Source organism: Lysinibacillus sp. BSL11 (assembly GCF_052928325.1).
The window spans coordinates 309,370-327,334 of sequence record NZ_JAVGCX010000001.1; the positions used below are offsets into that span (position 1 = coordinate 309,370).

The following is a 17,965-nucleotide window of genomic DNA, read 5'->3' on the forward strand; positions in this document are numbered from 1 at the left end:
CCTCCCTAAAAAATAGTAAATAAATTGTGGATAGAAGCGAACCCATTGCTTCAAGCATTATTTAGAATCATTCATTAAAATAATAGTTATGTAGATTATTCTAGTCCTTATAGGTTCTTTATTTAGTGGTCAGATAATTGTTAAATAATAAACAGGGAGCACTTTTCACAGAGTGTTCGTTAGTCGAATTAGCTAAAAAATTAGCGACTTTATGTCATATATTTACTTTGTAATTAAGTGCTAATTCATCCCCAGGTAACCCTCTTATTCCCCAATTATGTTTAGGCGTTTCAAAAATTGTAATTTCAACATCTAGAGGTGAAATATTTAATTGGTTATTTATACGTTCAAATAGTAGATTTACTAATTGTTTTTTAGCTTGAATCGTTCTACCTTCAAACATACTAATTTCTATTATTGTATAGGATTCAGTTCTTTCACTTGCAAAATAAAAATCTTCTTTGTCCATAGGAAAAAAGCGATGAAATTTCTTATCTAGTGGATATTCAAGTGCGTCCACCATACAAGAATGGATAATATTCGATAATGTTTTCTTAATGGGATTTAACCTTCCCTTAACACCATAAATTTTAATTTGTCCCAACGACCTCTCACCTTTCTTGACTTACTAATCTAAACTCAAATACCAAATACTGTTCTATAACGATATTATAAAATTCTTCAACATGATCATCAAGCTAATTCCTATGATTGGTTTCATTTAAACAATCACCCAATCTATTCATGAAACAAATGTGAACTATTTAAACCAACAATCCCAAAGTAATAACTCTACTTAACTGTGACTATAATAACTGCAATACGCTGCAAGCTCAGGTAGAAACAGTTATCCAAATAGTACAAATTCTGTTGTTCCAATCTGATAAAGAAATAGATATAAAATATATTATTGTACAAATTAACGTTTGAAGTAGTGGGTGCCTATTTACTTTAAAGCTCATGAAAAGAAAGAGAGTGAGAGAAACTCAGGACATACTGTTGCTTCGTTAGTTTCTACACCTTTACATTTATATAATTGAAAAGGAAGAAACTCGAATTACCAAAAACCAGCTACTCCATTTTAAATGAGCACCTGGTCTTTATTATTCAATTTTAAAAATGACCCAAACTTTATATCTACCTTCAATACTACTTTCTGTATAAACCCTACACTCTTTTATAGAAGCTAATCTAAAAGCAAGCGAATAGGCTATTTTGTAATCTGGAGTATCATAGCCGTTATAAATTCTTCCATATATTTCATTTGCAATTGAATCTGCCCAGGTGTCAGCTTCATATAGAGTATCGAAAAGTATTTCTTCTCTGTTCCATTTAATAGTCATGTCATAAACTCCTACATAGTAATAGAAATAATCTAGATGAATGTATTGTCATAGATTTTAATTCAATATTTTATTTTTTTCAAAAAATGAAGAGATTGCAATTACAAAGGGATATTAATATAAAATTATATGAAAGTACTATAAAATTATTTCTAATATTGAGAAAAGGTGGGAGTAATATGAATTCAATATACAAATCATTAATTTTAGCGATGGTAGTAGGGTTATACGTATATATAGCCAGTAAAAGTGAAAATAGTGTGCTTCTAAATTTTGTCACACTTTATATTATAATTTCAACAGTTTATTTATTATTTAGAAAAATTGAAAAAGAGTAGGGAAAGATAACTTAATTATAAGTAGGAGATTCGAGACCTTTGAAAAGAATCACAGTAAACTATTTAAAAAGAAAGCAAGTGATAGTAGCCAAAACAAAAATGCCCTAGTACACAATAAAATCAAGTAACTGGGCATTATTATTACTAATTACTACGTTGTGTATCATTTTTTACGCCATAATTTTCTTCAATAGTTGCAAGAAAATCAGTCACTTTTAAAAATTACTTCCCCTGTTTCCTCTATCCTAATAAGTATAGGTTTATTTTCACCTGTTCCAATTTCAATATATTGACAATTAAACACATCTCTAACTAGTGCTACATGATATTCTTCATAACTACCATCGTCAAGTTCTAACCCGTTATCAGAGTCGTAGAAAGTGTCGATTTCACAAATACTAGTCTCTCCATCTTTCCACATAATTTCTAATCTCGGCTTTGATATCCCATACTCCAGCAGCTTTAAAACTGCATTATCATAAATCATTTTCCCACTTCCCCTTTTCTTAAGGTGCAGATGGAACAATATGAGCGCCTGCTTTACTATAATGTATTAAACCATTTTGAGTAGTTAAATAATGGTTCGTTTTGGAATCAAAGTAATCACCAAATTTTCTTCCGAAGTGCCTCTTTATTTACATTTATCATATTATCTTTTCCAGCATAATTTTCAATAAGCTCGCAGAAATGCTCATTATATTTTTTCTATATGTCCTAATATGTCATGTTTATTCTCTGAACACGGTGGCATGAAGGTGGAAGAAAACATTGAAGACCACCTATAACAGAGTGGTCTTAATTGGCAAATTTCTAAAAATCATTTCCATGAATAATTCTGGATTTTTATCAAATTCTTTTATTAATTTATGACTTCTTTAAAGCCTATTCGATGTATGATAAGACGATAGCCAGCGTATCCTTCTTCGTCTAGAAACTCCTCAAATTCTCCGTAGACAATTATAGGTGTATTGTTTTTATAAGCGTTCTGCATGTTTCTGATAATTTTTTCTTTCACGTCAGGGTTAGCGCTTTTAAAGTGACAATTTATAAGCTCAGAGTATTTACTTAGATAAAAAGATAGTGAGCCATCACTATGTTTTTCGAGTCCATCTGGAGGATTACCGGCTGTCCACAATAAAGTTTTACGCATTGCATAATATGCTTTCTCCATTCCTAGTTCTGTAAGCATTACATTTATATATGTATCTTGATCCTCAAAAGTAGGGTCCAGCTCTAACGTATCAAGACGTATTTCTCCTACGTTGTCATAATTTTCAAAACTAGAATCTTCTCCGTCTAAAATGTCCGACTCTTTAAGTTCTACTACAGTTGATTGATTTTCTCCGATAGCAGTATACTCAGGTGGTGGTATCATATAATCTGAGCCGCCCCGTTTCTCTATTCTTTCTTTCGCTGCCTCCAGGCTGTCCTCACTGAACATAGACTCTACCAGTTCTTGCGTATGAATTTCCTTTTCAACTTCGCCCATAGACTGTTCTTCTGTCTCTGAACTACACCCTGCAATAATTACAAATAAAAGTGCGACAATTGTTATAATAACGCTTTGTATTTTCATATTACATACTCCTCCCTCTAGTTCAATTTTGTTAGAACCCTTTTAATAATACCTCAAATAAAGTTTATTTGGATAACTATTTCCATTTATTATAAAAGCCAATTCTCCAAATTAGGTCTATTTATATTTTGTGGAAGACTATCACTTATATTTAATCAATTATAAAAAGGTACTGAACGTTTTTTATATGGGATTTCTTTTATATGAAATGCATGATTAGACTTCATATTAGACCGCTCCCCAGCCTTGCTATAGGTTTGATGGGGAAAAATTTAAGACCACCCATTTGGAGTGGTCTTTTATGGTGTATTTAATTAAAGCATTCCGCTAGTTGAATAAGTAAATCTGTTTTGCGTAGGAATTCCAATCTTTATTATCAGTATTTAATTCAATTGTAGGTATGATTGAATTTTCAGCTTGACTCCTATACTCTTGTTGCTGGTCTAATAATAATTCACACGCTAATTTCTTTTCTTGCATGGTTTTTCCTTCCCATTCATTGGGATTTCTACTACTTATTCTTTCCTCTAAATTCTCTGGTGATACAGTTAACAAAGTACATCTTGCTCCCATTCCAAATAACTGGGCTTCTAATTCCTTAATTTCATCTGATATTGAATGAGAAAATGCTACTCGATGATTTAAATGAAACCTTTCCAAAATAAAAAATAAGCCTTTTGAACGTTGAGTTTGTCCAATTTCTCTTGACCAATTATTTAACATTTTCAACATCGTGACTCTTTCTCTTAAGACTTGTAAGTGTTCCTCTCGACTTAACGACTTTAATTCACCATTTACTTTGTGTAATACTTGCGAATAATGCTCACTGAGAACTATGACACTACGTTCAGCATCATCACTTGCGTGAAGTTGATTCAACGCTTTTAAGACTGATGTTTTTCCAGCATTCGAATAGCCTTCTAAGATTATCCCTCTAAAATCACTCATTTTCTCCCCCTAATTAATGTAATCTCGATCTAAATAAGGACTGTAGAATTCGGTTGTTCAACTAACCTGCCCCGTTTACCATCCATGTACCACAAAATCAACACTACACCACAAAAAAATGTAGGATTTTTACGTTCTTACATTGGAGTTTAATAACACTTCTTTCTTTATGTATGGCTCTCTGAAAAACAAAAATAACGGTAATGCCAATGATAAACCAACTGTAAACAAAGTTAAAAGACATATCCACTTTTCTTTAATTCTATACTTTCTAGACTCATTAAACATAAAGATTATAAAAACAAAGCATGAAATAAAAAAGTCAACAGCGAAGAAGGTCGATATCGAGTTTGCAAATAATAAATCTATTAATAACCCTAAATCAAATCCGTTTTCGTTCAAGAATTGCCACAAAAAATAATACGGAAATACTGTGCCGATAATCGCAAATAACAAGTACACTTTTCTCATTTAAATTAAACTTCCCCTCTTTATGATTTTAATCATACTGCATAAAAAATTAATTTAAATACATATTTCCTTTAACCAGTTATAGAAATGTGCAGGACGCTCAATAGGAGGAGGTTTTTCTATAGATGATTGAATAGGCTTAACTTTTAAAGCCTCTACAGTCTTGTTAAATGCTCCTACGAATACTGCTATAAATGTACTAGTAATCGTTAATGTCGTAATATCACGGATGATATTAATTAAAAGTCCTTAGCATTCACGAAGACACGTACATCGTTCATTTTTATAGCTAAGATACATTTGTGAAGTTGGTCTTTCAATTCATCAACTGATGGCAATGAGTGCATGAAATCGAACTGCATCATTTGGTACTCGTTCATGTACTCCTTTTTCTTTTCAGCTTGCTAAGCTAATTTACTGCCAAGAATCATAATATTATATGCTTTTTACCTTAAAAGAACTAGATGGTTGGTTTTCAGATTGTGGAGGGCAAACCGCATCATTACTAGCTTCTTCGACTGTCTCTCGTTGGGACATAAGGATAATGCAATAAATACTAGCCCCTTTCATTAAAGAAAGCCAAAAAGAAACAAATTGAAAATCGGTTGAAGTATGGCGAATTCTATCTTAAGATCCAAATCTCGATTTTGTTTGTAAAAAGAAAACGGAGAACATTACACCCCTGCTGTTATAAAGTATCAAACAAGAGATCTAACCAAAAAACTAGGCATCGATTTCAATTATTATTCTTTACATCATACTCATGCAACGATGTTAATTGAAAGTGGACAGCCCATAAAAACTGCTCAAAAAAGATTAGGACACAGCCGATCAGCCATTACTGAAGACCGCTATGTCCATTTAACACAGAAGATGGCAAGAGATGCTACCGATATTTTTGATGCCATCGCTAAGGATTTATAAATTACTGGCACAATTTCAATGCGGTGGCAAATCGGGGCAATCTCCATCCAACTGATACAAAACTATTTGCTTAAACCCCTATAAACCCTGTTATATCAATATTATTTCGAATCATCCATCTTCAGCACAGCCATGAATGCCTCCTATAGAAATGCTGTATTCAGGCGTATCTTTTTAGATTTCTATATAACCGACAATCCTATGATATATAAGGAGTTGTCGGTTGTTTTTTTATTTAATTTTATCTAGTTGTATATTCATTTTATCTCTATTTATTTTCTACCACTGGTGGGGATATGATGGGGAAAATTTAAGACCACCAATCACGGAGTGGTCTTTTTATGGATTATTTAACTAAGCACTCCATTAACATTATAACGAATATTGGGTTCCCTTATTTAATCAATACATCTGTCAATAAAATATTAACTTTTTTCACTTTGCTTTGTTTGCCATAAATCATAAATAATAATCAATGCACCAATTGAAAATAATATAATACTTAATGTATAAGGAACCCATCCAATTATTTCATTTAGAACTGTCACAAGTTTACCAGGCGGGTCACCCCAACCCGTTAAATTAGGAATGAATAAAGCAATCGCCAGATGCATTAAACCGAATAAAAAAATACCTGAAATAAATAAAACATAACCAAATTTCTGTAAATTCTTTTTCATCTTATTCCTCCCCTTGATATTACTTATTTCAATAAGTATTCAAATTTATAAAAAAACCTTCTTGTATTAACCTGACCGTTAATTTAATAATACCTCAAAGTACTTTCATCTGGATAACTATTTCTATTTACCACTCCAGCCAATTATCTAACGATGGTTCACCATGCACCAATGATTGTGGAAGGCTATCACGCTCATTCAGCCAGTTATAGAAAGGCACTGGACGTTCTTTATATGGAGTTTCTTCTATAGATGATGAATTAGTCACCTTCTTAATAGAACGCTCTACAGCCTTATTAAACGCTCCTACAAATACGGCTCTTAAGGTGCTTGTAACTGTTAAAATACCTTCTTTAATATCCATAGCAATTTTAAATAGCACGTTCTTAGCTTTTATAAATTCATCCACAGAATTTACTTGTGAAGCTAATACAACCTTGTGCAATTCGTCTTTTAAGTTATCTGCTAATGGCAAGCTATTCATGAAATCAAATAGCATAACCTGGTACTCGTTCATGTATTCCTTATGAGCTTCTTTTTCAGTGTGAGCATTATTATATATTTCTTGTAAAGTGCTTGTTTTAAAAGATAAATGATTAAAAGATTTAGATGATTGGTTTTCTGTAAAAGTCTCGGAAACCGCGTCATTATTGATGGCCTGTGCTGTATCTCGTTGGGACACGCTCGATGGGACATAAGGTAAAATGCGATAAATACTAGCCCCTTTGATGCCGTTTAATTTAGTACTCGGTACTTTTTCGATGATGCCTAACTCTGCTAATTTCTTCATTGATCGATAAACTGTCTTTGTGCTGATCTCCAATGAAGCAGCAATAGTCGAAGCTTTTAAATGGCATACTCCAGGATACTCTAAGCTGTGTGATGCAAGTTTGAATATGATTGCTCTTTCCGATTCTGTTAAGTCGTAATAGTGAACCGCTATGTGGTCCTCCACACTCTTATCCATATCTGCTACTGAATCGAATGTTATGTATTGTGCTAGGTATTCGAATGCCATTTGTTTTTCACCTCATTTCTAAGAAAAGATTATTAAATATCATTATTTATTGATCTGAGTATAAATTATTAAATTTAATAATTCAAGTATTTAATAAAAATTATTTATTAAATTTATGGATTTGTGTATAATGAGATTTAAGAAGAATATAATTAAAGAGGTGAAATCATGGAACTAAAAGTAAAACTAAAAGAAGTGTTAATTGAACGAGGAATGTCCCAAGTGGAATTAGCAGAAAAAACAGGATTAACACGTACAGTGATCAGTGAACTTGCAACTAACAGAAGAACTTCGATTAATCGTGAACACATCACCAAAGTTCTACAAGCACTTGAAATTACAGATATGAATGAAATGTTTGAGATTAAGTAACAGATAACTAAATAAGGTTGTCTGTTTTTTTATATGTACTTTCACCACGGAATTTCCTAAAATGGAAATATAGAGGGAGGATTACATACAATGAAAAAATTAATTTTTAGTGCTGCATTAGTATTGAGTTTAGGATTAGCTGGTTGTGGAGATAGCTCTACAAGTGAAAAACCTAAAGATAATAATTCAGACACTCAGCAAGAACAGAAGGTATTAGCTAAAACAACTGAAGATGTAATTAAGTATTTCAAGGACGATAATTTAGAATTAGGTGAAGTATCTGATTTACCAAATGATGAATTTGGTAATATTCGTAAGGAAGGAAAAAGACTTTTAATTCCTTCGCTTGGAGCAGATGCAGGAGGCAGACTATTCTTATTTGATAGTGAAGAAGACTTACAAAAAGCTAAAAGTTACTATGATGAATTAGGTAACTCTGGTCCGATGTTTTATTCCCACACACACCAAAGTGGATTGTTCTTAATTCAAATGAACGGTGATATGGAGGATAATGAATTTGCTAAATATGCTGCTTCTCTAGAAAAAGCTGTAACTGGTTCTACTAGTATAGAAATATCAGAAGAAAGTAAAGCAAATAAAACTGAAAACCTAACAGATGCACAAGTCGGTGATGTAGTAAAAGATGATTTTGCAGGAACCTATACCATTTCTGATTTTTATACTGCACCAACAGATAAATACAAAAGCGCTGATGTAGAGTTCTCTATTGATCAAATCAAAACAGCTAGATTGGTTGCTGATAATCCTGATTTAATAGAAACTGCTGCTGAAACAAACGTTTTAATCTTATCCATGACTGGAGAAAATCTATCTGATGATACAGTTAGTTTCCATCCTGATACAGCAACTATGATTACTGATACTAAACGACAAATTAGGGCTAACGTTATGATTTCTCCTTTTGAATCGGAATTTATGGGAAAAGTAATACAAAAAGGTGAAGTAATATTTGACCTTGGTGAAGAAGGTTTAGAAGGTGTTAATGAATTAAAATTTGTATTTGAACCGACATCAAAAGATTCAATGAAGATTGGTGAGGATATTACTGTTGTTGTACCAATTAGTAAAAAATAGGTCACTCAAACGAGTGGCTTTTTTTATGAAAATTTTTAGCATAACAGGAAAATAAATCAACAATATCTATTTACTCAAGTATGTAGATATGCTATAATAAGAGTATAGAAAGGAGGTAATAAAAATGGAGCTTGAAAGAGTAGTAGCAATAACAGCATTCGTCAACTTAGCAATTGCAATCGTTAACTTTCAAACAGCAAAGTTAAACAACAAGAAAGCAAAAGCACTTGATGAAAAAGAAAAAGACACCACTTCAAAGAAGTAGCGTCCAACAAAGTTTAAAAATGAAGGTTAAGGCTGACCCCCTTAGCCTTCACAATAAATATAAATGATTTCTAAATGTTATACAATCAAAATGAAAAGAAGAGGTGATTTTCATGATGACTATTACTTTAATTCTTACAGTTGCAGCATTAATAATAATTGGCGCAACAGTTCTTACAATGAGAAAAAAATAAAAAACTAGGTGGTCTCATCCAATGTCAAAAAACTACTCTTTCAACAGTAAAGAAGAATTCATTAAATTAGTTCAATCAGAAATCCTAACATCATCAGAAGTATTGGAGGAATTGCAAATTTCTAGGCAATCATTAAATTCACTTGTAAAACGAGGAAAGCTAACTCCTATCAAAGAGTTACCACGGGATCGAATGTTTTTACGTGAAGATGTGGAAGCAAGAAAAGAAGCAGCGAAAGAATTACATGCTAAATACAGACCGTATGATGAATAAAAAAAGCCCAGGTACTCACGTTTGAATGAGCGCCTGGGCTTTCATGGTTTAATTTATAAACAAAATTTTTTCACATTAAATCTCCAAATTAGGCATTGTTATCCTTACAGCTAATTCTACTATTGGTTTTGAGAATGTACTTGGAATCATGGGACTTGGTAAATCTCCATCATGATTGGCAAGTCCAAAAGATGCTTCTCCTATATGAATCCAATCTATATCATCCGTACCCTCTATAAAACCTATAAAATGATAATCTGCACTATAAGTATCATATCCATCCTTATTGGGGATTGCTCTCCAAACTTCGGCTTCTTTTGTAGGATCTACTCCAAATTGTTTAAAGAAATTTAAAATTTCTGGACTAGTGAGCTGAATTTGTTTCGCGAAAAGTTGACAATCTTCACAACCACAATGAGCTTTTTCAGAAACCTTCGGAAGTGTTTTGTATAATTCTAAAGTTTTCTCTTTATCTACTTTTACAACATAATCATTTATCTTAATTTCTTCCATAATAACTCCTCTTATTTAGATTATTATTGTGGAATTAACCAAATCACATTACCTGCATCTTTATTTGAATGATCAGGAAAAGCATTGAAACTTAATAATTTTCCATCCTCTATATAGAAACGGATTTCTAATTTTTTATCTCCTTTTCCGTAATACGTTTTGATCGAGTTCCAACCATCTTTTACTACATTATCTTGATCTGATCTACGTATATCTTCTACAATATATTTTACAAGTTTGTCCATATCACCATAATCTTTGAACCGATTACCAGCATTTATATGTTTACTAACATCTACTTCTAATTTCCCGTTTCTTACATCCTTTATTTTATTACCTTTACTAGTTACTTTAACTACGTAATTAACGCCACTTCTCACTACTGAAAACGCAAGTCTAAAAAGATTGAATTGCTCTACAGAAGGATGATCATTTGAATATTGGTTTTCCAGAATTTTATTATTAAATATTGCTAAAGACTCTTCATCTGAAAGAGGGTCTTCAAAATCTCCTATTCCAAGTAAGAAATTATTAGTTAATTCATCAAAATCAGTTTCTTCGTGATTTAAAGAATCATTAGTTGGTAATTCCTGAATTTCACTAGCATTTGCAAGTGCTGGTGACATTACACTAAATACTAACATAAAGCTTAACATAAAGATAAAACCTTTAAATAGGTTATTTTTCATAATTAATTTACCTCCAAATCTTTGTTTAAACCTACTATAGTAAATTAAGTTCCCTCGAGTTATTAATATCCTATCATTGGAAACTTCCCAAATCTATTATTGAAGAACGCCATTTTTTGGCGCGGAATTTACATTAAATTTACAATAACCGCCACATCCCCCCATCAATAACGCCATTTTTTGGCGGTTCTCGATTAATTTTGCTATACTAAAGTTACATTTCCAACGTTTTGTAAACATATTATTTGACCTTAATTACATTGTAGTTACTATTCATTTTGTAATCATAAATTAACAATTTGTACTTAAATATCTGTTGACAGTAAATTGACTTTCAGATATTCCAAATATAAAAAGCCCATTACCAATTTAGGTAAAAGGCATTTGATTACACACTACGTTGTGCAATGATAATTTCTAATCCTTTTAAATCGCAATTTGTTAATGTACCAGCGTCAAACTTTTCAAGGTGTGATTTATCAATAAGCTTTTTGTCTACTGCTTGCTTTAGGTAGTCACGTACTGCAGCTTTAAGTGTTTCGTTAGTAAATTGCATTTTATCATCATCCTTTGCAATTGGTTTCGTTGTATTGCCTTCCACAATTAATTGCACTTGGTATTTGCTATTGGTTGGAACAATTACTTGTCCTTCAATTTTGTATCCCTTCGGCATAATCCAAGTTGGTTTAACTTCAAAATGAGGCCGATCAATATTCGCTGTCCAATCTCCGCCCCATGTAATACCAAGCTTTCGTGCGATAGCACCGACTCGACTTAGTGTTGTTAGATCATATAAAGACTGTGGAGGGCAAACAGCAATATCCCATGCTAATCGTGACTTGTGATTGCTATCTAATGTCCAAGTAACTATCTGCCCTGGTCGAGTTCTGCATTGTGCATATAAGTAATTCTGTCGTTCCTGTGAGCGATATGTTTCAGTGATAAAGATGTTCTTAATCTCTGCTTTAAAACACTCTTGGAATAACAAACGACAGGCAGTTTGTGCAGCTGGCAATAGTTCAGATATATCACGACATGTTGTAGTAATGCTCGTCATTTTAAATCACCCTTTGGCTCATCATATTTAAGCGCCTGCTCGCTGTCTGAAGCACCTTTTGTAGTTGGGTCGATGATAATACCAAGCAAACCTAAAATGCTTAAAACAGTCTCTGAAATGGCTGTAATTTGAGCATTGTAAATCGTAATATCGACATTAAAAATGCCTGCTATTTGATTAGCAAGCACTAGTAGTAATGCGATTAATGACACCCAAAATTGTTTATGTTGTAGACGTACTTTCCAGTTGATTTTCATATTAAATCATTCCTCCTTTTATAATAAAGGTCAACAATGCTCCCACTAGTCCACCAATAACTAATCTTAAAATCCAAGTTGTGTTGTCTTTAATTCCACCTATATCCTCGCGAATTTCTTTAATATTTGATTCAGCAACAGCTGAAGGAGCCCATACAAAAGCAGAAGCAGAGGCAATTTTAAGAAGAAAGATTTTAGAATATGAAAATGCAGGAACTGTTTTTAAACCCCAAGAAATTACTTTACATGATTATTTAGATTTTTGGATGAAGGAATATGTAGATCTCAAATTAGAACCAAATACGTACTATAACTATGAATCAACTATTAGAAACCATATTGCACCACACTTAGGAAAGTATAAAGTTAAATCACTAACTCCTCACGTGTTGCAGCAATTCATTAATTTGAAAACACGTGAAGGTTATGCTCGGCAAACATTAAGTATAATCATAGGTATTAAGCAAAGCTTTGAATCATGCAGTATACACCTACAAATACATTAAAGAAAATCCAATGCATTATGTAGAATTAATGAAGGATAAGAAACGAAAACCAACTCGCGAGGAATTAAAGATACAAACGAAGGAAAATCTAAGACTTATTAATAGCATTTTAGATGAAGAACACCCTTTTTATTTACCATTTCATATTGGGTTACATTGTGGGTTACGTGTAGGAGAAGTTTGTGGACTTGAATGGAAGCACATAAATTTTGAAGAAATGACATTGGAGGTTGAACAATAATTAGTTGGTATTAAAGATGAAAATGGGAAAGCACAATGGCAACCTAGACCTCCAAAATCAAAGGCTGGTTATAGAACAATTCCATTTGGTAATACGCTCGCAGAAATGCTCAAACGTATTAAAAAAGCACAAATAGAAAATCGTTTAAAATACGGTGAGTTTTATCAAAAGGATCCTGAACATGATTATGTATGTAAAAAAGAAAATGGCGAACATTGTACGCCAAGTGTAATTAAATATAATACTAGAAAAATAAGCGAAAAGTTAAATCTTAGTTTTAACTATCATTCCTTACGCCACACACATGCAACAACTTTAATCGAAAATGGTACACCTGTTAAAACAGTACAAAAAAGATTAGGACATAGTCGAGCTGCCGTAACAGAAGATCGCTATGTCCACCTCACTGAGAAAATGGCTAGAGATGCCGCTAACATCTTTGACTCATTTGCTCAAGATATATAAGAAAAGAATTTCTAACTTATTTTTTTATGGTGGGGAATTGGTGGGGAACCCCACCAAATTGATATAAAATCAATTATTAAAAACCCCTATAAACGCTGTTATATCAATGTTACTTCGAATCATCCATCTTCAGCACAGCCATGAATGCCTCTTGAGGGACTTCGACTGAGCCTACTTGTTTCATACGTTTTTTACCTTCTTTTTGTTTATCAAGAAGTTTTCGTTTACGAGAAATATCTCCCCCGTAACATTTCGCTAATACGTTTTTACGGATGGCTTTAATTGTTGAACGCGCCACGATTTTTTGTCCAACTGCTGCTTGAATTGGTACTTCAAATTGTTGGCGTGGGATTAATTCTTTTAATTTTTCTACGATGATTTTGCCTCGATCGTAGGCAAAGTCACGGTGTACGATAAAGCTTAGTGCATCGACTTGCTCACCATTTAATAAAATATCCATTTTCACTAATTTCGATGGCTGGTAACCAATAAGTTCATAGTCGAATGATGCATAGCCCTTTGTATTTGATTTTAAATAGTCAAAGAAATCATAGACAATTTCTGATAATGGCATTTCATAAATAATACTTACACGAGATGTATCAATATAATCCATCGTCATGAAATTACCACGCTTCATTTGACAAAGTTCCATAACCGCACCCACATAATCATTTGGTACCATGATTGTTGCTTTCACATATGGTTCCTCGACACGATCGATTTTTTGTGGGTCTGGCATAAAGGATGGATTATCGACTTTAAGCTCAGTACCATCTGTCATATGAACATTGTAAATTACGGAAGGTGCTGTTGTAATTAAGTCGATATTAAATTCACGCTCAATACGCTCCTGAATAATTTCCATATGTAGTAATCCTAAGAATCCACAGCGGAAACCAAAACCAAGTGCTTGCGATGTCTCTGGCTCATATTGTAGAGCAGAATCATTTAGCTCTAGCTTTTCTAACGCTTCACGTAAATCGTTGTATTTGGCTGTATCAATTGGATACAAACCACAGTAGACCATTGGGTTCAAACGGCGATATCCAGCTAATGGCTCAGCTGCAGGACGATTCGCATAGGTTACAGTATCCCCTACACGTGTGTCTCCTACATTTTTGATAGATGCGGTTAAATAACCTACATCACCCACTGTTAATTCAGCCTGTGGCACAACTTTTGGTGTATGTACCCCAACTTCAATAACTTCGAATTCCGCACCTGTTGCCATCATGCGAATTTTATCGCCAGGCTTGACAGTACCATTGATGACACGAATCGAAATGATAACACCTTTATAAGCATCGTAAACAGAGTCAAAAATTAAAGCTTGTAGTGGTGCATCTGGATCACCAGTTGGCGCTGGTACCTTCTCTACGATTTGCTCTAAAATATCCTCGATACCAATTCCTGCTTTTGCAGAAGCTAATACTGCTTCAGAGGCATCTAATCCAATAACGTCTTCTACTTCTTGACGTACACGTTCAGGGTCAGCTGCAGGTAAATCAATTTTATTGATTACAGGTAAAATTTCTAAGTCATTGTCAAGTGCTAAGTAAACATTTGCTAGTGTTTGTGCTTCAATCCCTTGTGCTGCGTCCACAACTAATATGGCACCCTCACAAGCAGCTAAACTACGTGATACTTCATATGTGAAATCGACGTGTCCTGGTGTGTCGATTAAATGGAATGTATACACTTCGCCGTCTTTTGCTTCGTACTTTAATTGAACTGCATTTAACTTAATTGTAATGCCTCGCTCACGCTCTAAATCCATTGAGTCGAGGAGCTGTGCCTTCATCTCACGGGAAGTTAAAGATTTTGTTTGCTCTAAAATACGGTCAGCAAGCGTTGATTTCCCATGGTCAATATGTGCAATAATAGAGAAATTTCGTATATTCTCTTGTCGTTTTAAACGTGCTTCTCGGTTCATCTTTTCCACTCCTAATTAAACTATAATGAATTATACTATGAACGTTACGCAAAGTACAACAGCAACTAGACTTGAAAGCCTATAATATCAATACTTTCAGTGTTTCACATCGTTTTTAAATTTTACAATATTAAGTATATAAATGCAGACAAATCAGCTATAGTAGTGCTCGATGTGTAGCAGTTGAAATAAAAATGCGTCTACTCGATATGAGGAGAGATTCGATGGATAAATCTTCCCTTGATCAAACGAGAAAAGCCCGCTATCTCCTAAAGATATCAACATCCATATTACTAAAAAGCGTGGACAAAACCCCATTTTTATCAACCTAAACTATGATCGTAAAAGAAAGAATGAACAACGCACCATCTTCCACACAATAGAACAAGTCAAATGTCAAGCTTACCATACAGGAGCAACAACTAATAGAAAACATATAGGTAGATTAAATAGTTCCCTTTCTAAGATATAGAAAAAGTCAGCTACGCAGAAAAAACTGTGTATACTGACTTTATTATTTTATTTGTTTAAGGATTGTTGAATGAGCTTTGTTAAAACTTCTACCCCTTTTTTCTCTAAATGTACACCGTCTGGGGCAAAGTATTCAGGGTGATTGATTGCTGCTGCATGCCAGTCAATTAGTGTTATTCGCTCATGTTCCTGTGCTTTTTGCAGTAAAGCTTCATTCACCTTTGCTTCCCATGAACGCGGCACACGTGTATTCACTAAATAAATATCGGCATTTGAAAAAGCTTCAAGGAGTGCATCCATTTGGTCAGTCGTAAAATAACCATTTGTCCCCAATTGTAGAATGACTGCATGATGAGGTTGATTAAAACTTGCATAATTTGGTGCAAGTCTTACAGCTTGTGAAACTTGACGACCTATTTTTCCATCGATTGTAATAGTCGGATACATATTATGTAAGCTCGGTGCAATATCAATCATTAGGGAATCGCCAATGGCTAGTATACCACGATAAAACTCATCCTTTTCAGGCTCAATAATGGTGTTATTTTCTTCTTGCTTAGGCGTTTCTATCTCCTGCACATCCTCTACTCCCTCATCCTTGCTTTGAGAAGGCTTGCCGTTTGAGGCTTCAGCTTGTTTGTCCTGCTTGTCATCGCCATTAATTTTTATCGTTGTTGGCAACGTTTTAGATGGGTTTTGCTGACTTTCACCCACTACACCTGTCATGCCTGTAAAAAATACAAGCAGGAAAAGTGGAACCATAACCGTTGATATTTTTCGTGGAAAAGTAAGGCTTCCCCATTTATTTTTATTACAAATCAAATATTTTTGACAATAGACTCGGAACCCTTCTTTCCGAATGGGCATTTCAATGAAGCGATAGGAGAGCTCTGCAATCATCAGGATTAGTAAAAGCTGCAGGAAGATTCGCCAATAGGAGGGATTACCAATTTCATGAATGGGTGTCCCTAAAACCATGACAGGATAATGCCATAGATAAATTCCGTAGGAACGAGAGCCTATCCAACATAATGGCTTCCATGCTAATATTTTTCCTAGTATGCTGACTGGATGAGAAATACATGCAATCAAAACGGCAGCATTCAAGCAAAATAAAAACATACCTCCTCTATAAAGAAAGGATTGATATTCATCCACATACACTATGCTTACTAAAAAAATAGTAAGTGAAATGAAACTCATAGTATTTAGTTTCTTCACATGGTTCGCTGATAATTTTTGAGAAGAAAGTCTTTTCATTGGCCAAACAAGGGCTAGCCAACAGCCTATTAATAATTCAAAACAACGTGTGTCCGTTCCATAATAGACACGACTAGGATCAGCGCCAGGCTGATAGAGTAAGGCCATTACGAATGCTGAACAAAGGGCACCACAAAAGACGATATTTGCTAGTTTATTTTGTTTTTTAACAACAAAAAGTCCAATCATTAAGAGCAATGGCCAAATCAAGTAAAATTGTTCTTCAATGGCTAATGACCATAGGTTTTTTAAAGGTGATGGAGAACCGAAACTATCAAAATAAGAGAGTTTATGAAAAATGAACCACCAATTACTTGAATAAAAAATGGAGGACAGTGCATCCCCGCGCAAAGTATGGAGAAGCTCTTTATGAAAGAGCATTGCCCAAACAAATGATGTAACAATCATAACGTAGGCCGCTGGTAGTAGCCTTCTAAATCGTCCCACCCAAAATTTCTTTAGGCTGACTGTTAATTGATTGCCCTTTAAAGGTAAGATGGTAGAGGTGATTAAATAGCCCGATAACACAAAGAAGATATCTACTCCTAAAAAGCCACCTCTAGCCCAACTAAAGTTAAAATGATAAGCAATAACTGCTAACACAGCCAATGCTCGAATCCCGTCTAGTCCAGGAATATAACGATGATTTAATGACTTGCCTGACATACTATTCCTTCCTTCAATAATCTCTCAATTTCGTTTCGGTATAATGTTTTGGTATTTTCTAGCTGTACAATGAGAAGTCGCTGTCACAACCTCTAATAACCGCCCACGGCTGATAAATGATAGTTACATCCAAATGCAACAAGGAGTAACGCTTTTTGAAGGTATTCCCTTCTGCATCAATATAAAACCTGTTGTCACGTATTAGAACCTTTTGATTGATAACCATCCCCTCTCTATTATTTTTGCTTATTCACTTATATGTTTGACGATTGAAATACGATAAAAGTTTGAGAGAAAAATGAAACGTTATCACTTTTTGTCTTCTAAAAATTCATATGTATATTTGCTATAGACTTAAAAAGGCATTCCCAAAAGTGGGATATACTTCAAAAGTATGTTTGCTTTATT

General features: G+C 33.8%; 24 protein-coding genes. 8 read left to right on the plus strand and 16 right to left on the minus strand.

The features are described 5' to 3' along the window. Positions 1 to 214: 214 nt before the first annotated feature. From RCJ95_RS01540 to RCJ95_RS01570, 7 genes are all read right to left on the minus strand, one after another. Entirely contained in the window at positions 215 to 604 is a 390-nt protein-coding gene (locus RCJ95_RS01540) for a tautomerase family protein (RefSeq protein WP_446721818.1), read from the minus strand. A 499-nt stretch (positions 605 to 1,103) separates the two neighbouring features. Beyond that, positions 1,104 to 1,343 (minus strand): hypothetical protein, encoded by a 240-nt coding sequence (locus RCJ95_RS01545; RefSeq protein ID WP_446721819.1) that lies wholly within the window; start codon positions 1,341 to 1,343, stop codon positions 1,104 to 1,106. A gap of 543 nt (positions 1,344 to 1,886) precedes the next feature. Further along, positions 1,887 to 2,168, minus strand: a complete 282-nt coding sequence (locus RCJ95_RS01550) for a hypothetical protein (RefSeq protein ID WP_202341260.1) — start codon at positions 2,166 to 2,168, stop codon at positions 1,887 to 1,889. A gap of 19 nt (positions 2,169 to 2,187) precedes the next feature. Further along, positions 2,188 to 2,316 carry a polymorphic toxin type 50 domain-containing protein gene (locus RCJ95_RS01555; protein WP_369579339.1) on the minus strand — a complete coding sequence of 43 codons (129 nt, stop codon included), beginning with the start codon at positions 2,314 to 2,316 and terminating at the stop codon, positions 2,188 to 2,190. 224 nt (positions 2,317 to 2,540) lie between these two features. After that, positions 2,541 to 3,257 (minus strand): hypothetical protein, encoded by a 717-nt coding sequence (locus RCJ95_RS01560; protein ID WP_313149917.1) that lies wholly within the window; start codon positions 3,255 to 3,257, stop codon positions 2,541 to 2,543. A gap of 327 nt (positions 3,258 to 3,584) precedes the next feature. Then, entirely contained in the window at positions 3,585 to 4,205 is a 621-nt protein-coding gene (locus RCJ95_RS01565; RefSeq protein WP_446721820.1) for a hypothetical protein, read from the minus strand. A gap of 129 nt (positions 4,206 to 4,334) precedes the next feature. Then, the gene (locus RCJ95_RS01570) at positions 4,335 to 4,676 is read right to left on the minus strand and encodes a DUF2834 domain-containing protein (RefSeq protein ID WP_320940454.1); all 342 of its coding nucleotides are present in this window, start codon (positions 4,674 to 4,676) and stop codon (positions 4,335 to 4,337) included. 690 nt (positions 4,677 to 5,366) lie between these two features. Between RCJ95_RS01570 and RCJ95_RS01575 the strand changes: the two genes are divergently transcribed. Continuing rightward, on the plus strand, positions 5,367 to 5,600 hold the full coding sequence (locus RCJ95_RS01575) for a tyrosine-type recombinase/integrase (protein ID WP_221680412.1): 234 nt from the start codon (positions 5,367 to 5,369) through the stop codon (positions 5,598 to 5,600). Positions 5,601 to 6,025: 425 nt separating this feature from the next. Here the strand turns inward: RCJ95_RS01575 and RCJ95_RS01580 are convergent, their stop codons facing one another. Together RCJ95_RS01580 and RCJ95_RS01585 are read right to left on the minus strand one after the other, a co-directional pair. Further along, entirely contained in the window at positions 6,026 to 6,280 is a 255-nt protein-coding gene (locus tag RCJ95_RS01580; protein ID WP_221680038.1) for a hypothetical protein, read from the minus strand. A gap of 127 nt (positions 6,281 to 6,407) precedes the next feature. Then, a complete protein-coding gene (locus RCJ95_RS01585) occupies positions 6,408 to 7,298 on the minus strand; it encodes a helix-turn-helix domain-containing protein (protein WP_221680029.1) in 891 nt (296 codons plus the stop codon). Positions 7,299 to 7,466: 168 nt separating this feature from the next. Here RCJ95_RS01585 and RCJ95_RS01590 point away from each other — a divergent pair, with 168 nt between their 5' ends. The 4 genes from RCJ95_RS01590 (at position 7,467) to RCJ95_RS01605 (ending at position 9,496) form a co-directional block, all read left to right on the plus strand. Further along, positions 7,467 to 7,670 (plus strand): helix-turn-helix domain-containing protein, encoded by a 204-nt coding sequence (locus RCJ95_RS01590; protein ID WP_221680027.1) that lies wholly within the window; start codon positions 7,467 to 7,469, stop codon positions 7,668 to 7,670. Positions 7,671 to 7,760: 90 nt separating this feature from the next. Next, the gene (locus tag RCJ95_RS01595) at positions 7,761 to 8,765 is read left to right on the plus strand and encodes a hypothetical protein (RefSeq protein WP_221680025.1); all 1,005 of its coding nucleotides are present in this window, start codon (positions 7,761 to 7,763) and stop codon (positions 8,763 to 8,765) included. 124 nt (positions 8,766 to 8,889) lie between these two features. Continuing rightward, positions 8,890 to 9,030, plus strand: coding sequence for a hypothetical protein (locus tag RCJ95_RS01600; RefSeq protein ID WP_221679201.1), 141 nt, complete (start codon positions 8,890 to 8,892; stop codon positions 9,028 to 9,030). Between the two features lie 214 nt (positions 9,031 to 9,244). Further along, on the plus strand, positions 9,245 to 9,496 hold the full coding sequence (locus RCJ95_RS01605; RefSeq protein WP_112118147.1) for a helix-turn-helix transcriptional regulator: 252 nt from the start codon (positions 9,245 to 9,247) through the stop codon (positions 9,494 to 9,496). 75 nt (positions 9,497 to 9,571) lie between these two features. Here RCJ95_RS01605 and RCJ95_RS01610 read toward each other — a convergent pair whose 3' ends face one another. The 5 genes from RCJ95_RS01610 to RCJ95_RS01630 form a co-directional block, all read right to left on the minus strand. Then, positions 9,572 to 10,009, minus strand: coding sequence for a hypothetical protein (locus tag RCJ95_RS01610; RefSeq protein ID WP_221680023.1), 438 nt, complete (start codon positions 10,007 to 10,009; stop codon positions 9,572 to 9,574). Between the two features lie 23 nt (positions 10,010 to 10,032). Then, the gene (locus RCJ95_RS01615; protein WP_255600678.1) at positions 10,033 to 10,698 is read right to left on the minus strand and encodes a hypothetical protein; all 666 of its coding nucleotides are present in this window, start codon (positions 10,696 to 10,698) and stop codon (positions 10,033 to 10,035) included. Positions 10,699 to 11,086: 388 nt separating this feature from the next. Continuing rightward, complete coding sequence (locus tag RCJ95_RS01620) at positions 11,087 to 11,755, minus strand: M15 family metallopeptidase (protein ID WP_446721821.1); 669 nt, start codon at positions 11,753 to 11,755, stop codon at positions 11,087 to 11,089. Then, positions 11,752 to 12,012, minus strand: a complete 261-nt coding sequence (locus RCJ95_RS01625) for a phage holin (protein ID WP_004226918.1) — start codon at positions 12,010 to 12,012, stop codon at positions 11,752 to 11,754. Before RCJ95_RS01625 ends, RCJ95_RS01620 begins: the two co-directional genes overlap by 4 nt. A 1-nt stretch (position 12,013) precedes the next feature. Continuing rightward, the gene (locus tag RCJ95_RS01630) at positions 12,014 to 12,190 is read right to left on the minus strand and encodes a hemolysin XhlA family protein (protein WP_257522540.1); all 177 of its coding nucleotides are present in this window, start codon (positions 12,188 to 12,190) and stop codon (positions 12,014 to 12,016) included. Between RCJ95_RS01630 and RCJ95_RS01635 the strand changes: the two genes are divergently transcribed. From RCJ95_RS01635 to RCJ95_RS01645, 3 genes are all read left to right on the plus strand, one after another. After that, a complete protein-coding gene (locus RCJ95_RS01635) occupies positions 12,105 to 12,518 on the plus strand; it encodes an N-terminal phage integrase SAM-like domain-containing protein (protein WP_257522541.1) in 414 nt (137 codons plus the stop codon). The two genes, RCJ95_RS01630 and RCJ95_RS01635, sit on opposite strands and share 86 nt — an antisense overlap. Before the next feature lie 10 nt (positions 12,519 to 12,528). Beyond that, positions 12,529 to 12,759, plus strand: a complete 231-nt coding sequence (locus RCJ95_RS01640; protein ID WP_221680019.1) for a hypothetical protein — start codon at positions 12,529 to 12,531, stop codon at positions 12,757 to 12,759. A 78-nt stretch (positions 12,760 to 12,837) separates the two neighbouring features. Beyond that, the gene (locus tag RCJ95_RS01645; protein ID WP_369354203.1) at positions 12,838 to 13,224 is read left to right on the plus strand and encodes a tyrosine-type recombinase/integrase; all 387 of its coding nucleotides are present in this window, start codon (positions 12,838 to 12,840) and stop codon (positions 13,222 to 13,224) included. Between the two features lie 109 nt (positions 13,225 to 13,333). Here RCJ95_RS01645 and lepA read toward each other — a convergent pair whose 3' ends face one another. Next, positions 13,334 to 15,160, minus strand: a complete 1,827-nt coding sequence (gene lepA / locus RCJ95_RS01650; protein WP_004226914.1) for a translation elongation factor 4 — start codon at positions 15,158 to 15,160, stop codon at positions 13,334 to 13,336. Positions 15,161 to 15,679: 519 nt separating this feature from the next. Continuing rightward, positions 15,680 to 17,557, minus strand: a complete 1,878-nt coding sequence (locus RCJ95_RS01655; protein ID WP_446721822.1) for an acyltransferase family protein — start codon at positions 17,555 to 17,557, stop codon at positions 15,680 to 15,682. Between the last annotated feature and the right edge of the window lie 408 nt (positions 17,558 to 17,965).